This is a genomic window from Halomonas sp. SL18_1, from assembly GCF_055755715.1.
In genome coordinates this window covers 1,329,388-1,351,826 of the sequence record NZ_JBVTRK010000001.1, presented here as the reverse complement: position 1 = coordinate 1,351,826, position 22,439 = coordinate 1,329,388, and the positions used below count along the sequence as shown (strand labels likewise).

At 67.4% G+C, this 22,439-nt stretch carries 17 protein-coding genes and 4 pseudogenes; 9 read left to right on the top strand and 12 right to left on the bottom strand.

Annotated elements, in window-relative coordinates; translation table 11 throughout:
* Positions 1-80: 80 nt before the first annotated feature.
* From ACSJDS_RS06840 to ACSJDS_RS06830, 3 genes and pseudogenes are all read right to left on the bottom strand, one after another.
* Positions 81-1,546: pseudogene (locus ACSJDS_RS06840) on the bottom strand (sensor domain-containing diguanylate cyclase).
* A 226-nt stretch (positions 1,547-1,772) separates the two neighbouring features.
* Positions 1,773-2,882 (bottom strand): tryptophan synthase subunit beta, encoded by a 1,110-nt coding sequence (gene trpB, locus ACSJDS_RS06835; protein WP_473032608.1) that lies wholly within the window; start codon positions 2,880-2,882, stop codon positions 1,773-1,775.
* Positions 2,883-3,134: 252 nt separating this feature from the next.
* Positions 3,135-3,802: pseudogene (locus tag ACSJDS_RS06830) on the bottom strand (alpha/beta hydrolase).
* Between the two features lie 243 nt (positions 3,803-4,045).
* Between ACSJDS_RS06830 and ACSJDS_RS06825 the strand changes: the two are divergent.
* The gene (locus ACSJDS_RS06825; RefSeq protein WP_473032607.1) at positions 4,046-5,074 is read left to right on the top strand and encodes an IS110 family RNA-guided transposase; all 1,029 of its coding nucleotides are present in this window, start codon (positions 4,046-4,048) and stop codon (positions 5,072-5,074) included.
* A 679-nt stretch (positions 5,075-5,753) separates the two neighbouring features.
* Here ACSJDS_RS06825 and ACSJDS_RS06820 read toward each other — a convergent pair.
* From ACSJDS_RS06820 to ACSJDS_RS06795, 6 genes and pseudogenes are all read right to left on the bottom strand, one after another.
* Positions 5,754-6,956, bottom strand: a complete 1,203-nt coding sequence (locus ACSJDS_RS06820; RefSeq protein ID WP_473032606.1) for an IS110 family RNA-guided transposase — start codon at positions 6,954-6,956, stop codon at positions 5,754-5,756.
* A gap of 98 nt (positions 6,957-7,054) precedes the next feature.
* Positions 7,055-8,821, bottom strand: a pseudogene (locus ACSJDS_RS06815) (SLC13 family permease).
* 197 nt (positions 8,822-9,018) lie between these two features.
* A complete protein-coding gene (locus tag ACSJDS_RS06810) occupies positions 9,019-9,225 on the bottom strand; it encodes a cold-shock protein (protein ID WP_238978801.1) in 207 nt (68 codons plus the stop codon).
* A 199-nt stretch (positions 9,226-9,424) separates the two neighbouring features.
* Positions 9,425-10,093 (bottom strand): GMC family oxidoreductase, encoded by a 669-nt coding sequence (locus ACSJDS_RS06805; protein ID WP_473032605.1) that lies wholly within the window; start codon positions 10,091-10,093, stop codon positions 9,425-9,427.
* Positions 10,024-11,073: a GMC family oxidoreductase gene (locus ACSJDS_RS06800; protein ID WP_473032604.1), complete on the bottom strand. Its 1,050-nt coding sequence runs from the start codon at positions 11,071-11,073 to the stop codon at positions 10,024-10,026. Before ACSJDS_RS06800 ends, ACSJDS_RS06805 begins: the two co-directional genes overlap by 70 nt.
* A gap of 263 nt (positions 11,074-11,336) precedes the next feature.
* Positions 11,337-12,848, bottom strand: a complete 1,512-nt coding sequence (locus ACSJDS_RS06795; RefSeq protein ID WP_473032603.1) for a CoA-acylating methylmalonate-semialdehyde dehydrogenase — start codon at positions 12,846-12,848, stop codon at positions 11,337-11,339.
* A gap of 142 nt (positions 12,849-12,990) precedes the next feature.
* Here ACSJDS_RS06795 and ACSJDS_RS06790 point away from each other — a divergent pair.
* Positions 12,991-13,886: pseudogene (locus ACSJDS_RS06790) on the top strand (LysR family transcriptional regulator).
* Here the strand turns inward: ACSJDS_RS06790 and ACSJDS_RS06785 are convergent.
* The 3 genes from ACSJDS_RS06785 to ACSJDS_RS06775 form a co-directional block, all read right to left on the bottom strand.
* A complete protein-coding gene (locus tag ACSJDS_RS06785; RefSeq protein WP_473034988.1) occupies positions 13,883-14,488 on the bottom strand; it encodes a zinc-binding dehydrogenase in 606 nt (201 codons plus the stop codon). The pseudogene ACSJDS_RS06790 and the gene ACSJDS_RS06785 overlap by 4 nt on opposite strands.
* Positions 14,489-14,502: 14 nt before the next feature.
* Entirely contained in the window at positions 14,503-14,970 is a 468-nt protein-coding gene (locus tag ACSJDS_RS06780; RefSeq protein WP_473032602.1) for an alcohol dehydrogenase catalytic domain-containing protein, read from the bottom strand.
* A gap of 174 nt (positions 14,971-15,144) precedes the next feature.
* The gene (locus ACSJDS_RS06775) at positions 15,145-15,714 is read right to left on the bottom strand and encodes an NnrU family protein (protein ID WP_473032600.1); all 570 of its coding nucleotides are present in this window, start codon (positions 15,712-15,714) and stop codon (positions 15,145-15,147) included.
* Between the two features lie 208 nt (positions 15,715-15,922).
* Here ACSJDS_RS06775 and ACSJDS_RS06770 point away from each other — a divergent pair, with 208 nt between their 5' ends.
* The 7 genes from ACSJDS_RS06770 (at position 15,923) to ACSJDS_RS06740 (ending at position 22,258) form a co-directional block, all read left to right on the top strand.
* Positions 15,923-16,879, top strand: a complete 957-nt coding sequence (locus ACSJDS_RS06770) for a DNA-binding protein (RefSeq protein WP_473032599.1) — start codon at positions 15,923-15,925, stop codon at positions 16,877-16,879.
* Positions 16,880-17,053: 174 nt separating this feature from the next.
* A complete protein-coding gene (locus ACSJDS_RS06765) occupies positions 17,054-18,031 on the top strand; it encodes a LacI family DNA-binding transcriptional regulator (RefSeq protein ID WP_473032598.1) in 978 nt (325 codons plus the stop codon).
* Complete coding sequence (locus tag ACSJDS_RS06760; RefSeq protein ID WP_473032597.1) at positions 18,028-19,002, top strand: sugar kinase; 975 nt, start codon at positions 18,028-18,030, stop codon at positions 19,000-19,002. Before ACSJDS_RS06765 ends, ACSJDS_RS06760 begins: the two co-directional genes overlap by 4 nt.
* A gap of 10 nt (positions 19,003-19,012) precedes the next feature.
* Positions 19,013-20,002 (top strand): 2-hydroxyacid dehydrogenase, encoded by a 990-nt coding sequence (locus ACSJDS_RS06755; RefSeq protein WP_473032596.1) that lies wholly within the window; start codon positions 19,013-19,015, stop codon positions 20,000-20,002.
* Positions 20,003-20,099: 97 nt separating this feature from the next.
* Positions 20,100-20,996, top strand: coding sequence for a LacI family DNA-binding transcriptional regulator (locus ACSJDS_RS06750; RefSeq protein ID WP_473032595.1), 897 nt, complete (start codon positions 20,100-20,102; stop codon positions 20,994-20,996).
* Positions 20,897-21,172, top strand: a complete 276-nt coding sequence (locus ACSJDS_RS06745) for a substrate-binding domain-containing protein (protein WP_473032594.1) — start codon at positions 20,897-20,899, stop codon at positions 21,170-21,172. Before ACSJDS_RS06750 ends, ACSJDS_RS06745 begins: the two co-directional genes overlap by 100 nt.
* A 144-nt stretch (positions 21,173-21,316) precedes the next feature.
* Positions 21,317-22,258: a TRAP transporter substrate-binding protein gene (locus ACSJDS_RS06740; protein ID WP_473032593.1), complete on the top strand. Its 942-nt coding sequence runs from the start codon at positions 21,317-21,319 to the stop codon at positions 22,256-22,258.
* The last annotated feature ends 181 nt before the right edge of the window (positions 22,259-22,439 follow it).

The window sequence follows — 22,439 nt, the reverse complement described above, 5'->3', positions numbered from 1 at the left end:
GTCCGGTAAGGGTTGGCTATCATCTTGATACCTTGGGACTCATCCTGCCCGACTCAACCCCGAGGGGCCACCCCGAGCGATCAACGTGGCGGGGTGGTCGAGGCGTCGGCTGGTCGCTCCCCCTCCCTGGCGATGCGATCGCGGCCGCCCTGCTTGGCGCGGTAGAGCGCCCGATCGGCGGCCGACAGGGTCCCCTCCAGGCTGCCGTCGGGCGGCAGGAAGGCCAGGCCGATGCTCACCGAAAAGCGGACGGCAGCGCCCGCCAGATCGAGCTCGAGGGCCGCTACCGCCTCGCGCAGTCGGTCCAGGATCAGCCAGGCGTCATCCAGCTCGGTGTCCACCAGCAGCACCGCGAACTCCTCTCCCCCAGGCGCCCCAGCAGGTCGTAGGGGCGCAGGCAGTCGCGGCAGGCCTCGGCAAAGGCCTGTAGGGCCCGGTCCCCAGCGGCGTGGCCGAATCGGTCGTTGAGTTGCTTGAAGTGGTCCAGGTCGAGCATCGCCACCGGCAGCGTGCGCCGCTGACGCCGCGCCTGGGCATGCACGGCGGCGCCGCGTTCGAAGAAGGCGCGGCGGTTGAACAGCCCGGTGAGCGGGTCAGTGTAGGCCAGGCGACCGAGCCGCTCCTCGCTGGCCTTGCGCTGGGTGGCATCGAACAGCACGCCGTGCCAGAGGGTATAGCCGCCCGCCTGGCGCTCGGGCATCGCCAGCCCCTCGACCCAGCGCTCGCTGCCGTCGAGGTTCACCAGGCGGAATTCCAGATGCCAGCGGGTCAACCCCACCGCCGACCGGGCGACGGAGGCCTCGACGGTCGCCTGGTCATCGGGATGCACCCGCCCGAGCAGGCGCTCGGGGTCGTCCAGCACCGCCTGGGGCGACAGTCCGCAGAGGTGACGAATGCCCTCGCTGATATGAAAGAAGGCGAGCCGGCCACGGGGGTCGCGGCAGGACTGGTAGACCGCCACCGGCACCTGGCCGAGCAGATGGCGCAGCTGGGCCAGCTCGCTCTGGTCGGCCAGCCGCGATCGCCACGCCTGGGTGATATCGCGCAGCAGCACCAGCACCCGGGCGCGGCCGCCGTGGGAGGCGCTCAGCGGCTGCAGCACGGCGTCCTGGTAGGTGCTGGTGTGACCATCGGCGCCGACGTTGCAGCGCACCACGCCCTGCCAGGGCTCGCCGCTTGCCAGGCAGGCATCCAGGGCGCGCCTGAGGGTACCCTCGAGCGGGTCGACATCGAGGCTAACCAGGCGCCGGCCCAACAGCGATTCGGGCTGAAGCCCGGTCTGCTCCTCGAGCTGCGGGCAGGTCTGCCGAACCACGCCGTCGCCGTCCAGCAGCAGCACCGCCCCGGGGTAGTGGATCAGCAGCTGTCGCGCGAACGCCTGGTCATGCGCCTGCTCTCCCAGGTCGCGCCGCTCCAGACCGAAGCCCGCTGCCGCCAACCCGGCCAGGGTCACGCCCGCCAGGCCCAGGGCGGGCCCCAGGCCCACGGCCAGTTTCAGCAGCCCGACCGCCACCCCCACCGGCAGGGTGCCGGCGACGATGATCATGATCCAGCGGCGAGCGAGCCTTCTGCGCCGATCCGTCGGCGCATTCTGTGTCGGAACCGTGGTCACACCTTGCCACCTTGGCGATTGCCCAGCCTGGGCCACAAGGCAGGGCCCCTCCCCGCCGCGTGGCGCTTACCCTAACCCTAATGCAATTTTGAAGGCGGCACCGGGTTTTTGGGTAACGGTTCAGACAACGCTCCGAGGCGACAATTGGCTCCCACTCAGCTCATAGACCGAGTTTCTCGGCGACGTAGTCGGCATCCTTGTCGCCGCGGCCGGAGAGATTGACCAGGATATGCTGGTCGGCGGGCAAGGTCGGTGCCACGCGCATCGCCCAGGCCACGGCGTGAGCGCTCTCCAGCGCCGGGATGATGCCCTCGACCCGCGAGAGCGTGAGAAAGGCGTCGAGGCACTCGGCGTCGCTGGCGGTCTCGTAGTCGACCCGGCCCAGCTCCTTGAGGTAGCTGTGCTGGGGCCCCACGCCGGGGTAGTCGAGCCCCGAGGCGATGGAGTGCACCGGCATGGGATTGCCGGCCTCGTCCTCCAGCACGTAGCAGGCCATGCCGTGGATCTCGCCGGGCTTGCCGAGCGTCAGGGTGGCGGAGTGGCGCTGGGTATCGAGCCCCTCGCCGGCGGGCTCCACGCCCACCAGATGCACGTCGGCATCGTCGAGGAAGGCGGTGAACATGCCGATGGCGTTCGACCCGCCGCCCACGCAGGCGGTGACGTGCTCGGGCAACTTGCCGTGGCACGCCAGGAACTGCTCGCGGGCCTCCTGGCCGATGATCGACTGGAAGTCGCGCACCATCTTGGGGAAGGGGTGAGGTCCCACCACCGAGCCGATGGCGTAGATGAAGTTCTGCGGGTCCTTGAGGTACTCCTCGAAGGCGCTGTCCACGGCGTCCTTCAGCGTTGCCGTGCCGCGGGTCACCGCCACCAGCTTGCAGCCGAGGATCTTCATCTTGGTGACGTTGGGATGCTCCTTCTCGATATCCACCTGGCCCATGTGGATCTCGCAGGGAATGCCCACCAGGGCGCAGGCGGTGGCCAGCGCCACGCCGTGCTGGCCGGCGCCGGTCTCGGCGATCACCTTGGTCTTGCCCATGAACTTGGCCAGCAGCGCCTCGCCCAGGCAGTGGTTGATCTTGTGGGCGCCGGTGTGATTGAGATCCTCGCGCTTGAGATGAATCTGGGCGCCGCCCAGCTTCTCGGAGAGCCGCCGGGCGTGGAAGATCGGGCTGGGGCGGCCCACGTAGTCGGCGAAGAGGCTGGTCAGCTCCTGCTGGAAATCCTCGCGGAGGCGGATCTCCTCGTAGGCGGCGTCGATCTCGTCCATCACCCGCTTGAGCTCGGGCGGAATGTGCTGGCCGCCGAAGCGGCCGAAGCAGCCCGGGCATCGGGCAGGTCGGTATAGGGAGAAGGGCTCATGGGGCGTTCCTGACGCAGTGGATAACGTCGGAACATCTTGCCGAGCCGGTTCGGCGCTGTCGAGACAGACCTTGGCCGGAGAGCGGCTCGGGACACGGGAAAGCGCCCAACCTTGCGCCGGGTCAAGCGGGCAAGGCGGACCGCGCGCCGGGCCGGCGGATCAGCGCGCCAGGCGCTCGGAGAGCCACTTGCCGATATCGCCGACCTGCTGGGACAGACCGCATGGGCCATGGGGTACTGGCGATAGTGGGCCGGGTAACCCAGCGACAGCACCTTCTCGAAGCCGGCCTTGCCCAGCGCCTCGGGCACCACCGGGTCGAAGCTGCCGTGATGCACCTCGATGGGCAGGCCGCGGTTGGCCTCGGCCAGTTCGATGCTGTCGGCGGTGGCGAAGTAGGTGGACATGGCCAGCAGGCCGCCCAGGGGCCGGTCGAAGGAGAGCGCCGCCTGATAGGCGACGGCGCCGCCCTGGGAGAAGCCGGCGAGGATAATGCGCCGGCTGTCGATGCCCTGCTCGATCTGCTCGGCCATCAGGGCCTGGATGCGCTCGGCGGAGGCCTTGAGTTGGGGCTCGTCGACGCGCCGGTCGAGGCTCATCTCGAGAATATCGTACCAGGCGGGCATCACCATGCCGCCGTTGATGGTCACCGGCAGACGCGGCGCATGGGGCAGGATGAAACGCACCGCATCGTCGGTGGGCAGCGGCAGGGCCGGCACCAAGGGCTCGAAGTCGCTGCCGTCGGCCCCCAGGCCGTGGAGGATGAACACGCAGGCATCGGCGGGTCGGCCGCTTCTCGGTTCGATGATCAGTTCGCCGGGGTGGCTCATGGCGTTGCGTCCCTCGTCGTGCAGTCGGTGGAAAGCCGTCACCCTACCGCAAACGCCAGGCGGCGGCGACCTCCGCCAAGGCGCCTATCGGCGCCAGTCGCGACGGGGACCGGCGCTCCTGCAGGCGGCCACCTCTAATGTAGGAAATGGGATGGACCCGTCCCTCCCTGTGCCAAGATGAGTTTGCAACGCCATCTTGGGTGCACGGGGCACCACACGGCATCTCGAAGAGAGGGTCCATCCATGAATCACATTAGCATCGTCGGGATCGATCTCGCCAAGCATGTCTTTCAACTTCACGCCGTCGATTCCAAAGGGCGGCAGGTGTTCAGCAAAACGGTGTCACGCTCGGCATTTCCCACCACGCTAGCCCAACTGCCTCGCTGCGTTGTCGCCATGGAGGCCTGCGGCGGGGCCCATTACTGGGCCAGGGAGATCCAGGCGCTGGGGCATGAGGTCCAGTTGATTCCGCCCCAGTACGTGAAGCCCTTCGTCCTCGGGCACAAGAGCGACGCCCGGGATGCCCGCGCGATTGCCGAGGCAGCGGCCCGGGATGCCACGCCACGGGTGGCGCCCAAGACACTGGAACAGCAAGCGCTGCAGGCGATGCATCGCGTGCGCTCACGGGCCATCACCAGCCGGACGGCGCTGGGTAATGAGCTGCATGGCTTGCTCGCCGAAATGGGGATCATCGTGGCCAAGGGGCACTCGGCGTTTCGCCAGGGGGAGGTCAGGCGCGTGCTCGCCGAGCATCGAGCCCAGCTGGGCGACGACCTCTTCGTGGTACTGGATGATGTCCTGGACCAGTGGCTGGCGCTGGATGCCCGCATCCGTGCCTATGATCAGCGCCTGGCACGGCTGGCCAAGACGACGCCGGTTTGTCAGCGCTTGATGAGCGTGCCCGGCATCGGGCCGGTCAATGCCACCTTGCTGGTCAGCCATATCGGCGATCCGAAACGGTTTGCCAATGGCCGCGCCTTCAGCGCCTCGATTGGCTTGGTGCCCCGCCAGCACTCGAGTGGCGGCAAGGAGCGATTGATGGGCATCTCCAGACGGGGCAACGGCGAGGTGCGTCGACAGCTCGTGCATGGTGCCCGAGCGGCCTTGCGTGCCTTGCAGCGCCAGCAACAGCCGGATCGGTTGGCACGTTGGGCATGCTCCTTGGCCGCGCGACGCGGCGCTGCCAAGGCCACTGTCGCCCTGGCGAACAAGCTCGGCAGAATCTGCTGGGCGGTGATGGCGCGTGACACGCGCTACACAGCCATGCCGTGAAGCACGAAGATGGCATGAAATAACTTAGATTCCCCCGGAGGTTGCGCAGGTACGTACGTAGATGGCAGGACAGGTCAGACCGGCTCTCCGCCACTCTGTGAAGCTGTATGGCCACTCGTGAGGCCGAGTAGGAGATCAGATCGGAGAGCGCGCATCCCATCATGGCCAGGTACCGACGAAGTGCCACTGACAGGCCGGATATAAGCGTGCAGTCTCACCCCCGCCGATACGTGTCGGGCTTGCACAACGGGACGGGTCCATATAAGCAGCTTCAGCTCCGGTCCGACGCTTCGGCGACTGGAGGCGCAGCCTCCCGGCGGTGTTGCCTGCGCTGGCGGTCAGCGCCAACGCCGGCAGCCTCCGCCAAGGCGCCTATCGGTGCCAGTCGCGACGGGGACCGGCGCTCCTGGTATGGATTGACCTGTCAAGGGTTCGGTTGTCTCTGTCGTTTGTGATCATCCTCAATGCCTTCGGATCAGGAAGCGAGGGGCTGATCAGCGACGGTGGATCTCTCTGGTATTCGTGGGTTGGGTACCGACCTGTCATCACTTCGTCGCGGAGCTGCCCTGGTCTACAAGCGAGGGTCACCCTGCCCCGGAGGGCGGGGGCCTCATAGGAGCGTCAGGGGTTCTCCCACCGGCCCGACGCTCCCTGACCCGAAGGCACTGGGACGGGAAGCTCATGCCGTGGCTCGACTGGCGTGGGGTTTGCCCATGGCCTCGCAGGCAATCGCCCACAGGAAGCCGGCCAGCTCCCGGGCCACGGCCGTCACCACCTGTTGCTTGACCTTGCCCGTGGCCGCCAGCCGGCGGTAGCGCCCACAGAGCCGCTTCTGCGCCTCCCAGGCAATCGCCTGCACCGTCGGCGAGGTCCTCTCGGCCCGCTGCTCGATGATGCGCGTCTTGCGGGCCGGGAACCGGTAGCTCCAGGCGGCCTCCACCAGCACGCGTCGTACATGCCCGTTGCCGGTCTTGGTGATGCCGCCCTGGCGTCGGCTGCCACCGCTCGAGTGCTCGCTGGGCACCAAGCCCAAGTAGGCCATCAGCTGACGAGGCGAGTCGAAGCGGCTGATGTCACCGAGCTCGGCCAGCACCGTCATCGCCGTGATCAGGCTGACACCGCGCATCGCCTGGATGGCCTCGACCACCGGGGCCAGTGACCAACTCGGCAGCGCTGTCTCCATCTGCCTCTCCAGGCCGGCCACGCGGCGCCGGGCATCGCGCACCGCCTCGATGTACTCCTGGAGCACAATCTGCTGAACCGAGGTGTCGAAGCGCACCGTTTCCAGCCAGCGGAAGTGGGCAGGAAGCCACTTGCTCTTGCCGGGATAGACCTTGCCGTGACGCAGCAGGAAGGCGTTCAGTCGCTGTCGCACCTTGAGCTCGACGGCCTTCATGTCCTCGCGGGCCCGCGTCAGGTCGCGTATCGCCTCCTGCTCCGGCGTAGGCACCCAGACGGGCGTGAGCTCCCCGGACCGCGACAGGCGCGCCAGCATCTGCGCATCGCGGCGGTCAGTCTTGACGCGATCGCCGGCGCGGCGCGGGATCAGGGTCGGGGCCACCACCTCGCAGTCATGCCCGCTGGCCTGGATCTGGTGATAGACCCCGTAGCCGCAGGGGCCAGCCTCGTAACTGAACAGCAGAGGCTGCCCAGCGAAGCGCTCGCTCAGCTGGCGAACCAGCTTGTCGATCGCCTTGGGCTCATTGGGAATCTCGCCACGAAACTCAGGGGTATGCCGCCCCGCCTCGGCGACGGACACCGCAATGCTCGCCTTGTGGACATCCAGCCCGATATAGGCGGCGTGAACGTTGCTGGCGGCGTTGACCTGCTCGGTGACGGTGCGGTCGACAACGGCTCGCTGAGTTGCGTTAGACTGTTTCATGACCTGCCTCCCTCAATAGTGGCTCTGTGTCGTTGCCTCAACCTCAACGTAACCCACGACGTTGAGGAGGGGCAGGTCAATCCATCATGTCTACAGTACTAGAAGGGCCAGATTCGGGGATCAGCGTCAGCGCCACCGCGGCGACCAGCAGGTTGAGCAGCCCGCCCACCCGCAGGTAGTCGCCGAAACGGTAGCCGCCGGGGCCGTAGACCATCAGGTTGGTCTGATAGCCGATCGGGGTGAGAAAGCTAGCCGAGGCGGCGAACATCACCGCCACCACGAAGGGCATGGGGCTCACCCCCAGGCTCTCGGCGCTGGCCATGACGATGGGGAAGATGATTACCGCGGCGGCGTTGTCGGTCACCAGCTCGGTGAGCAGGGCCACCAGCGCATAGGTGCCAACCAGCAGCAGCCAGGGGTTGCCGTCGGCCAGGCCCAGAGCCAGGCCGGCCAGAGTGCCGGCAGCGCCGGAGCTCTCCAGTGCCGCCCCCAGGCCGAAGGAGGCGGCGATGGTCAGCAGCACCTGAGTATCCATGCCACGCTTGGCCGCTCCCACCGTGCAGCAGCCGGTGAGCATGGCCAGGGCGGCGCCCAGCATGGCGGCGTTCATCATGCTCATCACGCCGAGGCTGGCCAGTGCCACCACGCCCAGCAGGATGCTCCAGGCCAGCCAGGCCTTCTCGTGCACTGGGCGGGCGGCGCCGTTGACCTGGCTGATCAGCAGGAAGTCGCGGGACTGGCGGTGACGCTCGATGAAGGGCGGGCGCGCCTCGAGCAGCAGCACGTCGGCCGGCTGCAGGCGCACCTGCCCCAGGTTGCCGAGCACCCGCTCGCCGCCGCGGCATACCGCCAGCACGGCGGCACCGTAGAGGGTGCGGAAGTGGCCGTCGCGAATGCGCCGGCCGACGAACTGGCACTGGTCGGAAACCACCGCCTCCACCAGGCGACGCTCCTTGAAATCCTTCTCCAGGCTCGATTCGCCGTGACGCGAGGGGATCAGGCCACGAATCTGCTGCAGCTCCACCGCCGCCGCCGAGGTGCCGGCGAACACCAGCCGGTCGCCCCCTTGAGCCGCTCTCCCGGTCCCACCACGCTGACCACGTTGCCGTCGCGCTCGATCTCCACCAGAAAGAGCTCCTGCAGATGGCGCAACCCGGCCTCCTCCACGCTCTTGTCGACCAGCGGCCCCTCGGGTCGACCTCCATCTCGATAGTGAACTCACGGGGGTTCTCGAAGGCCGCCTGGGCGCCGCGGCGCTCGGGAAGCAGCCAGCGCCCCACCAGCATCAGGTAGGCGAGCCCAACGACGGCTACCGGCACGCCGACCCAGGCGATATCGAACAGCCCCATGGCGAGATCCGGGTAGCGCTCGATCAGCAGGCCGTGCACCACCAAGTTGGTGCTGGTACCGAACAGCGTGATGGTGCCGCCGAGGATGGAGGCGAAGCTCAGCGGCATCAGCAGCCGATGGGCGGGGATGGTCAGGCGACGGCTCCAGCTCAGCACCGCCGGGATATAGGTGGCCACCACCGGCGTATTATTGAGGAAGCCGCTGAGCGAGGCCACCGGGAGCAGCAGGCGCGCCAGCGCCCGGCCCTCGCTGCGGGGACGACCCAGCCCATAGCGGATGATCAGGTCGATGCCGCCGGTCTCGCGGATGCTGGCCACCAGCACATAGAGGAAGGCCACGGTGAACAGGCCGCTGTTGGAGAAGCCGCCCAGCGCCTGGCCGGTATCGATCACCCCCAGGGTGAGCAGCAGGATCAGCGCGCCGAGCAGCACCATGTCGGGACCGATGCGCGTGAACGCCATCAGCGGGAAGACGGCGCTGACGACAGCAAGCGAGATCCAGGCATCCAGGGGCATAGGGGGGAGTCCATCACCAGGCAAAGTCACCCGGCCATTGTGAACGCCGCCCTTTATTCCTTAAAGTTATTTGTGGAAATTTATGTATTCGATTTCATAATATATAAGCACTAGCCCAGCACAAACGCGCAGGGCCCGCTTTCGCGGGCCCTGCGTTGCGTCACCCGGGGGTGGCGCCCATCAAGATCGGTGACGAATCAGCCGATGACCTTGATGTTGGAAGCCTGGAGGCCTTTCTTGCCCTGAGTGACGTCGAAGGAGACCTTCTGACCGTCCTGGAGGGACTTGAAGCCGTCAGCCTGAATCTCGGAGAAGTGCGCGAACAGGTCGTCGCCGCTGTCGTCCGGAGAGATGAAGCCGAAGCCTTTAGTGTCGTTGAACCACTTGACAGTACCGGTAGCCATTATCGAATTCCTCGAATAGCGTTTGATTTGCCGGGAAATACCCGAGTTGCAGTGGGTAAAACAAGAAACTTTCACCGGGAAATCGACGCCATGAGCCTTCGATGACCACTTGCGATGTTCCACTTGCTAACCAACTGCGCACAGCTTGCGCCCTTCTCGGGCGCAGGTCAAACACTATTTGCACCCTGTGACAAGAAAGTTACTCCCCGGCCAGCAGCCACCCGGCCGCCTTCTCGGCGATCATCAGGGTCGGGGAATTGGTGTTGCCGCTGGTGATGGTCGGCATCACGCTGGCATCCACCACCCGCAGGCCCTGGACCCCGCGCACCCGCAGACGCGCATCCACCACCGCCATGGGGTCGTCGTCGCGCCCCATCTTGGCCGTCCCCACCGGGTGGAAGATGGTGGTGCCGATATCGCCGGCCAGGCGGGCCAGGTCGTCGTCGCTCTGGTACTCCAGCCCCGGCTCGACCTCCTCGGGGCGATACTTGGCAAAGGCCGGCTGCTCGGCGATGCGTCGGGTGACCCGCAGGGAGTCCGCCGCCACCTGGCGATCCTCCGGGGTGCTCAGGTAGTTGGGGGCGATGGCCGGCGCCTGGCGCGGGTCGCGGCTGGTGATGCGCACCGTGCCACGGCTGGTGGGATTGAGGTTGCACACGCTCGCGGTGATCGCCGGGAAGGTGTCCAGGGGCTGGCCGAAGGCGGGCAGGCTCAGCGGCTGGACATGGTACTCGATGTTGGGGTGCGCCATCTCCTCACTGCTGCGGGTGAAGGCGCACAGCTGTGAAGGCGCCATGCTCATCGGGCCGGAGCGCTTGAGCGCATACTCCAGGCCGATCTTGGCCTTGCCCACCAGGGAGTTGGCCATGGTGTTGAGGGTCTTGGCCCCGGTGACGCGATAGACCGAGCGGATCTGCAGGTGGTCCTGGAGGTCCTCTCCACGCCGGGCAGCTCGGCCACCAGCGGAATCTCGTGCTCGGCGAGCAGGTCGGCCGGGCCGATGCCCGAGAGCTGCAGCAGCTGGGGCGAGCCGATCGCCCCGGCAGCCAGGATCACCTCGCGCCCGGCGCGCACCAGGACCTCCTCGCCGCCATGGTCCACGCGCACGCCGGTGCAGCGCGGTTCGCCATCCGCCCTGTCAAAGTCGAGCCCCAGTACCTGGCTGGAGTGCCACAGGGTGAAGTTGCCGCGCTTCTCGCACGTCGGGCGCAGGAAGGCCTTGGCCGCATTCCAGCGCCAGCCGCTGCGCTGGTTGACCTCGAAGTAGTCGACCCCCTCGTTGTCGCCGCGGTTGAAGTCGCGGGTACGCGGAATGCCGGCCTCCACGGCGGCGGTGGCGAAATCGTCGAGCACCTGCCATTTGAGGCGCTGCTTCTCGACCCGCCACTCACCGCCACGGCCATGGAAGTCACGGTGGGGGGCATCGGCATCACCTCCCGCATCCAGGCGATAGTGGTCTTCGTGTTTCATGAAGTCCGGCAGGCAGTTCTCCCAGCGCCAGGCGTCATCGCCGGTGAGTTCGGCCCAGCCGTCGTAGTCGCGGGCCTGGCCGCGGATATAGAGCATGCCGTTGATGCTCGAGCAGCCGCCCAGGGTCTTGCCCCGCGGGTAGATAAGCGAGCGACCGTTGAGGCCGGGGTCGGGCTCGGTGCGAAAGCGCCAGTCGGTGCGGGGGTTGTCGATGCAGTAGAGGTAGCCCACCGGGATGTGGATCCAGTGGTAGTTGTCACGGCCGCCCGCCTCGATCAGCAGCACCCGGTTGGCCGGATCGGCGCTGAGGCGGTTGGCCAGCAGGCAGCCGGCGGTGCCGGCCCCCACGATGATATAGTCGAATTCCTGCTCTGCCATGGTGTGTTCTCACTGCGGCAAATGGTGGCTCATACTGCTTCTTGCGCAAACTGGCATGAGCCCTGGTTGAGGCTGAGAACTTATTGTGGGAGCTGGGCTTTGCCCGGCGAATGGAGGCCGAAGGACTCCTGGCGGAAGATGCCAACCTCACCAACACCGCCGGGGCGCCTGCGGCGCCTTCGCCCGGCAGAGCCGGCCTCCCACGAAACTCAGAGCCGGCTTCCCACAACGGCCCCGCCTGCAAGTCGATGCGCCATGCTCCATTACTTATGCGTCGGCATGGCAAACTCGGCGCCGGCGTTGATCGAGTCGGACCAGCGCTGCATGATCGACTTTTGCTTGGTGTAGAAGCGCACCCCCTCCTCGCCGTAGGCGTGGGTGTCACCGAACATCGAGCGCTTCCAGCCGCCGAAGCCGTGCCAGGCCATGGGCACCGGGATCGGCACGTTGATGCCCACCATGCCCACCTGGATGCGGCGGCCGAACTCGCGAGCCACGCTGCCGCTCTCGGTGAAGCAGCTCACGCCGTTGCCGAACTCGTGGTCGTTGATCAGCTGGATGGCCGTGGCGATATCGGGCACCCGCACGCAGGCGAGCACCGGACCGAAGATCTCCTCCTTGTAGATGGTCATCTCCGGGGTGACGCGGTCGAACAGCGAGCCGCCCATCCAGAAGCCCTCGGCGCAGCCCTCGCCGGCGCTCGCCGCATCGAAGTGCCGGCCGTCCACCACCAGCTCGGCGCCCTCGGCCACGCCTTTGTCGATATAGCCGGTGATGCGCTGATGGGCCTGGGCGGTGACGATGGGGCCCATCTCGGCGTCGAGCTCCATGCCGTTCTTGACCTTCAGGGCGCGGGCCCGCTCGGCCAGGCGTGGCACGATCTTATCGGCCACGTCGCCCACCAGCACCGCCACGCTGATCGCCATGCAGCGCTCGCCGGCGGAGCCGTAGGCGGCGCCGACCAGCGCATCGACGGCCTTGTCCAGGTCGGCATCGGGCATCACCACCATATGGTTCTTAGCCCCGCCGAGGGCCTGGACGCGCTTGCCGTGACGGGCGCCGCGCTCGTAGATCAGGTTGGCGATGGGCGTGGAGCCGACAAACGATAGCGCTTGCACCTCGGGATGGTCGATCAGCGCCTCGACGCTCTCCTTGTCGCCTTGCACCACGTTGAAGACACCGTCGGGCAGTCCGGCCCGCTTGAGCAGGTCGGCGATCAGCAGGGAGGCGCTGGGATCCAGCGGGCTCGGCTTGAGGATGAAGCTGTTCCCCGCGGCGATGGCGATGGGGAACATCCACATCGGCACCATGGCCGGGAAGTTGAAGGGGGTGATGCCGGCCACCACGCCCAGCGGCTGGCGCATCGTCCAGTTGTCGATGCCGGTGCTGACCTGCTCGGTGTAGTCGCCCTTGAGCAGCTGGGGAATGCCGCAGGCGAACTCGACGATATCGATACCGCGGGCCACTTCCCCCTGGGCGTCGGTGAACACCTTGCCATGCTCCTTGGTGATCGCCTCGGCCAGCTCATCCCGGTGGGCGTTGAGCAGCTCCAGGAACTTGAACATCACCCGAGCGCGGCGGATCGGCGGGGTGTCGGCCCAGGCCGGGAAGGCGGCGGAGGCCGCCGCCACAGCCGTGTCCACATCGGCCCCGGAGGCCAGGGCGACCCGGCCGGTCACCTGGCCGGTGGCCGGGTTGAAGACCTCCTGGCTCAGGCCGGACTCGCCTTCGGATATTTGCCCATTGATATAATGCGGGATCTGTCTTGCGCTCATGAGTGCCTCGCTGCCGTGATCGTTTCAGCGGCGCTAATGCCGCCAGTGGCTTTCCAGCCTAGCCTGACCGGCGCCAGGATCAATTGAGAAATGCAAAACCCATATATAAACTCTGCTTATATCACTTACCCACGAGCGCCCTATGCAGGATCTTCAAGCGCTGCGCGCCTTTGTCACCGTGGCCCGGGAGGGCAGCGTGTCCCGGGCCGCCGAACGGCTGCACCTGACCCAGCCGGCGGTGAGTCTGAAGCTCAAGCAGTTCCAGGCGAGCCTGGGTCTTACCCTGTTTCAGCGCCGCCCCAAGGGGCTCGCACTGACCGAGGATGGTCGAGCCCTGCTGTCCGCCGCCGAGAAGGCGCTGGCCGCCGTGGCCGCCTTCGAGCAGAGCGCCCGGGCGCTGCACAGCACCCTGCGCGGCCGCCTCAAGATCGGCACCATCGTCGACCCCGAGTTCATTCGCCTGGGCGCCTTTCTGCATCGCCTGGTGGAGCGCGCCCCGCAGCTCGAGACCGAACTCACCCACGGCATGAGCGGCACGGTGCTGGAGTGGGTGCGCCGGGGGAGCTCGACGTGGGGTTCTTTCTGGCTCCGCCAGGCGAGGGGCCGGGTCTGGCGGATATCGCCTACCGCGAGCTGACGCAGTTTCACTATCACGTCATCGCCCCGGCCGGCTGGGGCGGCCGCCTGGCTGATACCGGCTGGCCCCAGCTGGCCGCCCTGCCCTGGATCGTCACGCCTGCGGCCTCGGTCCACCACCGGCTGCTGCATGGCGTGCTCGACCCGCTTGGCGTCACCGTCAACGGCGTCGCCCAGGTGGACCAGGAAGCCTGCATGCTCGACCTGGTACGGGCCGGCGTGGGGCTCAGCCTGGCCCGCGACGCCCTGGCCATGGCCGAGCGCCAGGAGCGCGGCCTGGTGGTAGCCGAGGGACTGCGGCTACCCTGCGCGCTCTGCTTCGTATGGCAGCAAAATCGCAGCGATGAGGCGGTGATCACCACCGCCCTAGAGGTACTGGCCAGCGTTTGGGGCCACGGCTAGCCGCGTGCCGACGCCTCGATGGCCACCTTGAGCACCCCGTCACGCTGGTGGGAGAAGAGGTCGTAGGCCTCGACGATCTCTTCGAGCCCATAGCGGTGCGTCACCAGGGGGCCAAGATCCAGGCGCTGGGTCTCGATCACCTGCATCAGGCGACGCATGCGCTCCTTGCCGCCCGGGCAGAGTGAGGTGATGATCCTGTGATCGCCCAAGCCGGCACAGAAGGCACCCAGCGGTATGCTGAGATCCTCGGAGTAGACCCCCAGGCTCGACAGGGTGCCGCCGGGCTTGAGCACCCGCAGGGCGTTCTCGAAGGTGGACTGCAGGCCCAGCGCCTCGATGGAGGCGTCGACGCCGCGGCCGCCGGTCAGCCGCAGGATCTCCTCCACCACATCCACCTTGCGGTAGTCGAGGGTGATATCGGCGCCCATCTGGCTGGCCATCTCGAGCCGCTCGTCGATGCCGTCCACGGCGATGATCAGCCCCGCCCCGCGCAGCCTGGCCCCGGCGGTGGCGCACAGGCCGATCGGCCCCTGGGCGAAGACCGCCACGCTGTCGCCGATCTTGATGCCCGCCGACTCGGCGCCGGCAAAACCGGTGGACATGATGTCGGGGCACATCAACACCTGCTCGTCGGTGAGTCCGTCCGGCACCGGCGCCAAGTTGGCCTGGGCATCCGGAACCCGCAGGTACTCCGCCTGGGCGCCGTCGATGGTGTTGCCGAAGCGCCAGCCGCCCATGGGCTTGTAGCCGTGGGCATGATGGCCACCGTCCTGGGCGCTGCAGCCGTCCTGACAGGCGTAGGAGGTGAAGCTCGGCAGATGGCGCCGGCGATGACCCGCTGCCCTTCCCGGTATCCCTGAACGTTGGCACCCAGCTTCTCGATGACGCCCACCGGCTCGTGGCCGATGGTGAGCCCCCGCTCGACCGGATACTCGCCCTTGAGGATATGCACGTCGGTACCGCAGATAGTCGTGGTGGTGACGCGAATCAGGGCGTCGTCGGGGCCGATCTCGGGAATCGGCTTGTCGTCGATCTCGATACGACCCGGCTCAACGAAGATGGCGGCTTTCATCATGGCAGGCATGGCGGCTCCCCTGTGGCGACGCTGAGGGCCCGGAGGTGGGCACACATCAGGTTTGGCACAGCCGCCCGGAGCCTGCCTTGACGCAAGTCAACTCTCGAAACAAGACCGCGCCGGTGGCAGCCGGCGCGGTCTGGTCATGGCGTCTCTATCATGGCGTAGCAGCGAGGCCTTGCCTCACATCACCGGCACCCCGGTGATCCACACATGCAGATGGAAGGCGAAGAGATAGTAGAGCACCAGCCCCGCGACCACGGTGATGGCGGTTCCGGCCAGGCGCGGCTCGGTCACCGTCGGCTGCTGGGGGCGACGACGAGCGGAGCGGAAGTCGAACACGGCCCACGCCAGGAAGGCGCCGAAGAAGACGATATCGCCCAGTCGACCGTTGGCAAGCAGGTGGGAAAACGCCCAGAGCTTAACGGCGATGATCATCGGGTGGCCCAGCTTGACCTTGAGGTGGTTGCCGGGCACATAGGCCGCCACCAGCAGGATGAACGCGGGGATCATCAGCAGCGCCACGGCGTGACGCAGCCCCACCGGCGGAAACCAGACCCAGGTAGGGTCGAGACGCATCTGGCCATAGCCCCAGATGGCAATGGCCAGGCCGACGATCGAGGCGACGGAATACGCCGCCTTCCACGGCAACTCGCCCATGCGGCGAATCTGCTCGGTGCGCCAGTCGTCGGCAACGATGCGCACCGAGTGCACACCAAGAAAGATCAGCAGGCCTAGGATCATCACGGTCATGGTCGGGCTTCCTCTGCGGGTGGTTTCCAGGACAGGCAGCAGCTTAACCACCCCGGGGCTCCACACCAAGACCTGTGCACCCTTATCACGGTTGCCACCCGGCCGGCGAGACTCGACAATGGGGCCGCCACCCAGGCGAGCCAGCCCGGCCGGCGCACCGCGCACCGGTGCTGTTCTTCCCCCTTCAGCCGCAGGACACAGGGACACCATGCAGCGCATCGAGATCACCTACGAACAGGTGGCCGCCGCCGCCGAGAACCTGACGGCCAAGGGCATTTCCCTCACCCTGCAGCGCATCGGCGAACACCTCGGCGGCGGTTCGCCAAATGCCATTCAGCGCCATCTCGCCGCCTGGCGCGGCAAGCAGCCCCCGGCCAAGCGCCCCGCCCCCACGCTGCCCGACGCCCTGGTGACGGCGCTGACCGAAGAGCTCCAGCGCCAGACGCTGGCCGCCCATGGCGAAGCCGACCAGGCGATTCAGGAAGCCCGCAGCGACGCCACCACCCTGGCGGAGCTAGGCGAAGAACTGGAGACCCGCGTCGAGCAGCTGGCCAAGCGCCTCACCACCTCCGAACAGGCCCTGGAGCAAGCGGCGACCGAGCGCGATGCGCTCAAGGCCGAGCGCGACGATCTGCGCGGCGAGCTCAAGCAGGAGCGTCAGTCCCATCAGAAGGCCCGCGAGCAGGGCGTCAAGGCACAGCAGCAGGTCGAGATGCTCACCGCCCAGCTGGAGGAGGCCCGACAGGCCCGACTGGTGGCCGAGCGAGCCACCCAGACCGCCCAGACGGCCCTGACCAAGGCCGAGCGCCATCAGGCGGTGGCGGAAGCACAGCGCGATGCCGCCCTCGAGCAGGCCCACGACCGGGCCCGGCAGGTGGAGCAGCACCGCCAGGCGCTGCAGGCCGAGCAGACCCGGCATCGCAAGGAGATCGAAAACATGCGCGCCGGGCAGAAGTCGCGCCTGGAAGACGTCGAGCGTGCCCGCAAGGAGGCCATGGATCAGGCGCAGAAGGCGACCCAGCGCGCCTCCAAGGCCGAAATCCGTGCCGAGGCCCTGGAGGCCACCCTGTCCGCGCTCAAGTCGCGCCTGGATGCGCTGCAGGTCCAGCAACGCCAGCAGCCGCTGGCTGGCAAGCAGACCGGCACTCCCCGCCAAGAGAGCTGAGCGCCCCACTCCGCTTCCCTCGTACCGCTCCCCGGCCGCCGGCGGCTTGTCGTCGCGCCATCGGCGACCTACTATGGTAACGTTCCCATAGTGTAGGACCCGCGATGGCCCCTTCCCCCGCGCCGTTCCACCATTCACGAAGTCGCCCGCGATGCCGGCGTCTCCAAGACCAGCGTGTCGCGCTACTTCGGCAACGAACGCGAGCGGCTCTCACCGGCGCTACGAGAGCGCATCGCCACTGCCGCCCGGCGGCTCGGCTATCGCCCCAACCAGATAGCCCGTGGCCTCAAGGGCGGCCGCTCGAAGCTGATCGGCATGCTGGTGGCCGACATCCGCAACCCCTTCTCGGTGGCGGTGATGCACGGCGTCGAGCAGGCCTGTCGCGAGCGGGGCTATTCGCTGCTGGTATGCAACACCGACAACGATGCCGCTCAGGAGCGCACACACCTGGCGCTGATGACCTCGTATCGGGTCGAAGGGCTGGTGATCAACGCCGCCGGCAGCCCCGACCGAGAGCTGCAGGCGCTGATCGACCAGGGCACGCCACTGGTGCTGCTCGACCGCGAGCTGGGGGCCGTTGCGGCCGACCTGGTGGGGCTCGACAACGAACGCGCCATCGACATGGCCCTCGACCACCTCCAGGCCCAGGGCTACCGCGAGCTGCTCTATATCGGCCAGGCTCCCGAGCACGCCAGCTCGCGCCGGGCTCGTCTGGTGCGCTTCCAGCGAGGCCTCACCGCCCGAGGCCTGCAGGGGATCACGCACTGCCTGAGCGCCGAGGAGGCGTCACTGGACGAGGCCATCGGCAATTTTCTGAAGCAACCGGAGAGCGTCCCGCGGGCGCTGCTGTGCGCCAACGGCAACGCCACCCTGGCCGCCGCCCGGGCCCTGAGGGCTCTCTCCGTGCGCCTGGGCGAAACGGGTCTGCTGGGCATCGACGAGCTCGACTGGTGCGGCCTGGTGGAGCCCGGCGTCACCACCCTGGCCCAGCCCACCGAGGCCATCGGCCGCGCCGCCGTCGAGAATCTGCTTCAACGCCTGGAGACCGATCAGCGGCAGGCACCACCGCGTCGTACCCTCTATCAGGCAGAGCTGATTTCCCGAGGATCCACGCGCCTCCCTACCCACTCTCCGTCCCAGGAGCCAACATGAGCGACACGCCAACACCCCCCGAGATTCTCACCTTCGGCGAGCCCATGACGATGTTCGTCGCCCAGTCCAGCGGCGAGCTGGCCGAGGTCGAGCACTTCCAGCGCCGAATCGCCGGGGCCGATACCAACGTGGCCATCGGCCTGGCGCGCCTGGGGTTCCGGGTCGGCTGGTTGAGCCGGGTCGGCCAGGACAGTTTCGGCGCCTTCATTCGCCGCACCCTGGAAGCCGAGGGGCTGGACTGCCGGCACCTGAAGGTGGACCCGGACCATCCCACCGGCCTGGTCTTCAAGGAGCGCGCCGAAGGCGGAGCAGACCCCCGGGTCGAATACTTCCGCCGCGGCAGCGCGGCCAGCCATCTGGCACCGGCCGATGCCGCGGATGTCGACTTTTCGGCCCTGCGCCACCTGCACGCCACCGGGATCCCGCCGGCGCTCTCCCCCAGCGCCCGGGAGCTCTCTCGGCAGATGCTGGAACAGGCACGCAGCGCCGGGGCCAGCCTCTCCTTCGACCCCAACCTGCGCCCCAGCCTGTGGAAGAGCGAGGCCGAGATGCGCGACACCCTCAACGACCTGGCCGGCCACTGCGACTGGGTGCTCCCGGGGCTGGCCGAGGGCCGCCTGCTCACCGGACGCGATACCCCCGAGGCGATCGCCGATTTCTACCTCGAGCAGGGCGCGTCGGCGGTGATCATCAAGCTCGGCCCCGAGGGCAGCTACTATCGCGGCAACCTCGCCGGCAAGGAGGAGAGCATCACCGTGCCGGGCTTCACAGTGGCCGAGGTGGTCGACACGGTGGGCGCCGGCGACGGCTTCGCCGTAGGGGTGGTGAGCGCCCTGCTGGATGGCCGCACCCCCCGCGAGGCGGTGCGCCGCGGCAACCTGATCGGCTCACTGGCCGTCCAGGTGGTGGGCGATATGGAGGGCCTGCCCCTTCGCCCGCGGCTGAACGAACTGGAAGCCAACCTGGACTGAGGAGATTCCCATGCGCAAGCGTATCCTGGCCTATGGCCGCCTCAACGACGACCAGCTCGCCGAGCTTTCCCGCGACTTCGAGGTGCAAGTCTTCAGGGGACTCGATACGACCGAGGACCCCGCTTTCCAAGCCGCCCTGAAAGACGCCCACGGCCTGATCGGCTCGAGTCTTGCCATCACCCCGGAAAGGCTCGATGCGGCGCCGAACCTGGAGGTAATCGCCAGCATCTCGGTGGGCGTCGACAACTATCCGGTGGACGAGCTGACCCGCCGCGGAATCCTGCTCTGCAACACCCCGGACGTACTTACCGAAACCACCGCCGACACCGGCTTCGCGCTGATCATGGCCACCGCCAGGCGCGTCGTCGAGCTTGCCGACTTCGTCCGGCGCGGCGACTGGCAGGCGAGTATCGGCCCCGAGCACTTCGGCAGCGACGTGCACGGCAAGACCCTGGGCATGGTGGGGTTCGGGCGCATCGGCGCCGCCGTGGCCCGCCGCGGGGCCCTCGGCTTCGGCATGAAGGTGCGCTATGCCAACGCCTCGCCCAAGCCGGACCTGGAAGCAGAGCTGGGCGCCGTGCACTGCGAGCTCGACGACCTGCTGGCCACGGCAGACTTCATCTGCGTCACCGTCCCACTCACCGCCGAGACCGAACACCTGATCGGCGAGCACGAGTTCGCCCGCATGAAACCCTCGGCGATCTTCATCAATATCGCCCGGGGCAAGGTGGTCCACGAGGCGGCGCTGATCGAGGCCCTGGAGATGGGGCGAATCCGCGCCGCCGGCCTCGACGTCTTCGAGCAGGAGCCGCTGTCGCCGGAGTCGCCGCTACCGCATATGCCCAACGTGGTGGCGCTGCCGCACATCGGCTCGGCCACCCATGAGACGCGCACCGCCATGGCCCAGCGCGCCGTGGACAACCTCTGCCTAGCGCTCCAGGGCAAGCGCCCCATCAGCCCGGTCAACGCAGAGGCCTGGTGGCCGACCCAGGACGAATGACACCACCTTAGACGAAAGGCTATTGGCAAGGTGACGTAGCAGCCTCTAACTTTTAGACCAGTCTAAAAACAATGCCGCCCCGACAAGGAGCCCGCCCATGGCCCGCGACCCAGCGCCCCGCCGCAGACAGCGTGAATCCGGCAGCGTCACGCTGCAGGACATCGCCGAGCATGCCGGCGTATCGCGCGCCACCGTGTCGCTGGTGCTGCGCGAGAGTCCCTTGGTTGCCGAACGAACCCGAAGCAAGGTGCAGCGTTCCATCAAGGCGCTTGGCTATGTCTATAACCGCGGGGCGGCAGCGCTTCGCGGCAGCCGTACCGCGACACTGGGGGTGGTGGTCTACGACATCACCAATCCTTTCTTCGGGGCCATGGTGGCGGGCATCGATGCGGCACTCAGTCGCCAAGGCTATGTCGCCTTCCTCGCCAATAGCGAGGACTCCCCGGAGCGTCAGCAGCGCTTTCTGGAACGCATGCGGGAACACCGGGTCGACGGCATCCTGCTATGCCCCGCGGAAGGCACCTCGCCCACGCTGATCGAGACGCTGACCGAGTGGCGAATGCCCTGCATTCAGTTACTTCGTCATATCGGAACGCCCCCCTTCGACTATGCCGGCACCGATTTTCAGCACGCGGTCTGCCTGGCCATGGACCACCTGGTGGCGCTGGGCCACCGGCGGATCGCCTATCTCGGCGGCCATATCGAGCACTCGGCCACCCAAGAACGCTGGCAGGGGTATCGCGACGCCCTGCAGCGTCATGACCTGGACTACCAGCGCCTGCTGCGCGCCAAGGTGACGCGCCGCCATGGTTTCGAGCTGATCCAGCAGCTGATGGCGGAGTCACCTCCCCCAGCGCCGTTGTCTGCCACAACGACCTGGTCGCCTTCGGGGCCATGCTGGGGCTCAAGCGCATGGGGCTCGTGCCGGGCCGCGACTGCGCGGTCATCGGTACGGATGACGTCGAAGAAGCCGCCCTCAGCGACCCGGCACTGACCAGCGTTGCCACCCATCCCTACGCCATCGGCGAGGAAGCGGCGAGGCTTGCCTTGCGGCGTATCGCTCATCCCGACGGGGCACGGGAACAGGTCGTGCTGTCGCCCCAGCTCAAGATGCGCGACTCATGCGGTGCCAGCCTGACGGCGTCCTCGCGGCTCGCACCGACACTCTGATGTGGCCCTTGCCACATCGACGCCAGCCACCCTGGTTTTGCGCAGGGTGCCGACAACAATAGGTGTACTATGACTCATGAACGGATCGCTTCACCCCGCCACCCTCTTCGTCCCTTGGCCCGCGGCCTGCTGGCGGGCGCTGTCATGACCGCCTCTCTGGGCATGGCCGGCACCGCCCAGGCTTTGGAGCTACGCTTCGGCCACGGGGGGACCGAAGACACGGCCTACCATCTGGGCGCAGAGCGCTTCAAAGCGCTGTTGGCCGAGAAGAGCGACGGCAACATCGACGTCACCATCCTCGGCAATAGCGTGCTGGGCCACGAAACCGAAATGTTCGAGCAGCAGATGGCCGGCGCGCTGGACATCTCGATCATCAATCCGGGACTGATCACCGACTTCTCACCCTCCGCCAACGTCTTCTCGATCCCCTTCCTGTACCGCGACGAGGCCCACTGGCAGACGGTACTCGACGGCGAGGTGGGGCGCGCCATTGCCGACCAGATCACTGCCGAGACCGATGTCCGGGTACTCGCCTTCTATGGGGGCGGCAAGCGACAGGTCGTCAGCAGTCAGCCGCTAGAGAGCCTCGACGATCTGTCAGGGCTACAGATTCGCACCAACCCCACCCGGCCGCTGATCACTGCCTGGGAGGCCCTGGGCGCCGACCCGACGGTCATGGAGTGGAGCGAAATCTATACAGGCCTGCAGCTGGGGGCCATCGATGGGCTGCTCAACGAGGCCGAGTGGATCCATCGCATGCGCTTCCACGAGGTTGCCCCGCATATCGGGCTCTCCGAACACGACATTACCGTTCGCCTGCTGACCCTCTCCCAGGCCACCTGGGACCGCCTGGACGATACCCAGCGCGAGCAGATCATGGCGGCGGCGGCCGAGTCGGCCGACTATGCCCGAGAGGTCCAGCTCACCCAGGACGCCGAGGCCCTGGACCTGCTGGTCGATGAGGGTGCCACGCTCCATGAGATGGACCGCGAGACCATGATGGAGAGGGTCGCCGGGCCGCTGGAAGGCGTCATCAACGACATGGGCCTCACCGAGCTCCACCAGATGATCGTCAACGCCGAATAAGAGCCCTAGGCGCCTGTTGGATGTGACCGATCTCGCAGTGGATCAGCGCTACGTCCGACAGTCGCCCAGGTTCTGTCCGAACCTTCGGCGAGCGCCGCCCGTTTTCAGGCAATGCCCAAGCCCCGGCCCGCTTCGGGCCGGGGCCATCAGCAAAGCCCTTCCTTCTTTACACTCGATCACA

What these genes read in the sequence shown, in the direction of transcription:
- ACSJDS_RS06780 (WP_473032602.1), bottom strand. Translation starts at nt 14,970, where the DNA reads ATGCCTGCCATGATGAAAGCCGCCATCTTCGTTGAGCCGGGTCGTATC.
- ACSJDS_RS06785 (WP_473034988.1), bottom strand. Translation starts at nt 14,488, where the DNA reads ATGTCCACCGGTTTTGCCGGCGCCGAGTCGGCGGGCATCAAGATCGGC.
- ACSJDS_RS06795 (WP_473032603.1), bottom strand. Translation starts at nt 12,848, where the DNA reads ATGAGCGCAAGACAGATCCCGCATTATATCAATGGGCAAATATCCGAA.
- ACSJDS_RS06800 (WP_473032604.1), bottom strand. Translation starts at nt 11,073, where the DNA reads ATGGCAGAGCAGGAATTCGACTATATCATCGTGGGGGCCGGCACCGCC.
- ACSJDS_RS06825 (WP_473032607.1), top strand. Translation starts at nt 4,046, where the DNA reads ATGAATCACATTAGCATCGTCGGGATCGATCTCGCCAAGCATGTCTTT.
- ACSJDS_RS06755 (WP_473032596.1), top strand. Translation starts at nt 19,013, where the DNA reads ATGCGCAAGCGTATCCTGGCCTATGGCCGCCTCAACGACGACCAGCTC.
- ACSJDS_RS06770 (WP_473032599.1), top strand. Translation starts at nt 15,923, where the DNA reads ATGCAGCGCATCGAGATCACCTACGAACAGGTGGCCGCCGCCGCCGAG.
- ACSJDS_RS06810 (WP_238978801.1), bottom strand. Translation starts at nt 9,225, where the DNA reads ATGGCTACCGGTACTGTCAAGTGGTTCAACGACACTAAAGGCTTCGGC.
- trpB (WP_473032608.1), bottom strand. Translation starts at nt 2,882, where the DNA reads ATGGACGAGATCGACGCCGCCTACGAGGAGATCCGCCTCCGCGAGGAT.
- ACSJDS_RS06760 (WP_473032597.1), top strand. Translation starts at nt 18,028, where the DNA reads ATGAGCGACACGCCAACACCCCCCGAGATTCTCACCTTCGGCGAGCCC.
- ACSJDS_RS06775 (WP_473032600.1), bottom strand. Translation starts at nt 15,714, where the DNA reads ATGACCGTGATGATCCTAGGCCTGCTGATCTTTCTTGGTGTGCACTCG.
- ACSJDS_RS06805 (WP_473032605.1), bottom strand. Translation starts at nt 10,093, where the DNA reads ATGGCCAACTCCCTGGTGGGCAAGGCCAAGATCGGCCTGGAGTATGCG.
- ACSJDS_RS06740 (WP_473032593.1), top strand. Translation starts at nt 21,317, where the DNA reads ATGACCGCCTCTCTGGGCATGGCCGGCACCGCCCAGGCTTTGGAGCTA.
- ACSJDS_RS06820 (WP_473032606.1), bottom strand. Translation starts at nt 6,956, where the DNA reads ATGAAACAGTCTAACGCAACTCAGCGAGCCGTTGTCGACCGCACCGTC.
- ACSJDS_RS06745 (WP_473032594.1), top strand. Translation starts at nt 20,897, where the DNA reads ATGCTGGGGCTCAAGCGCATGGGGCTCGTGCCGGGCCGCGACTGCGCG.
- ACSJDS_RS06750 (WP_473032595.1), top strand. Translation starts at nt 20,100, where the DNA reads ATGGCCCGCGACCCAGCGCCCCGCCGCAGACAGCGTGAATCCGGCAGC.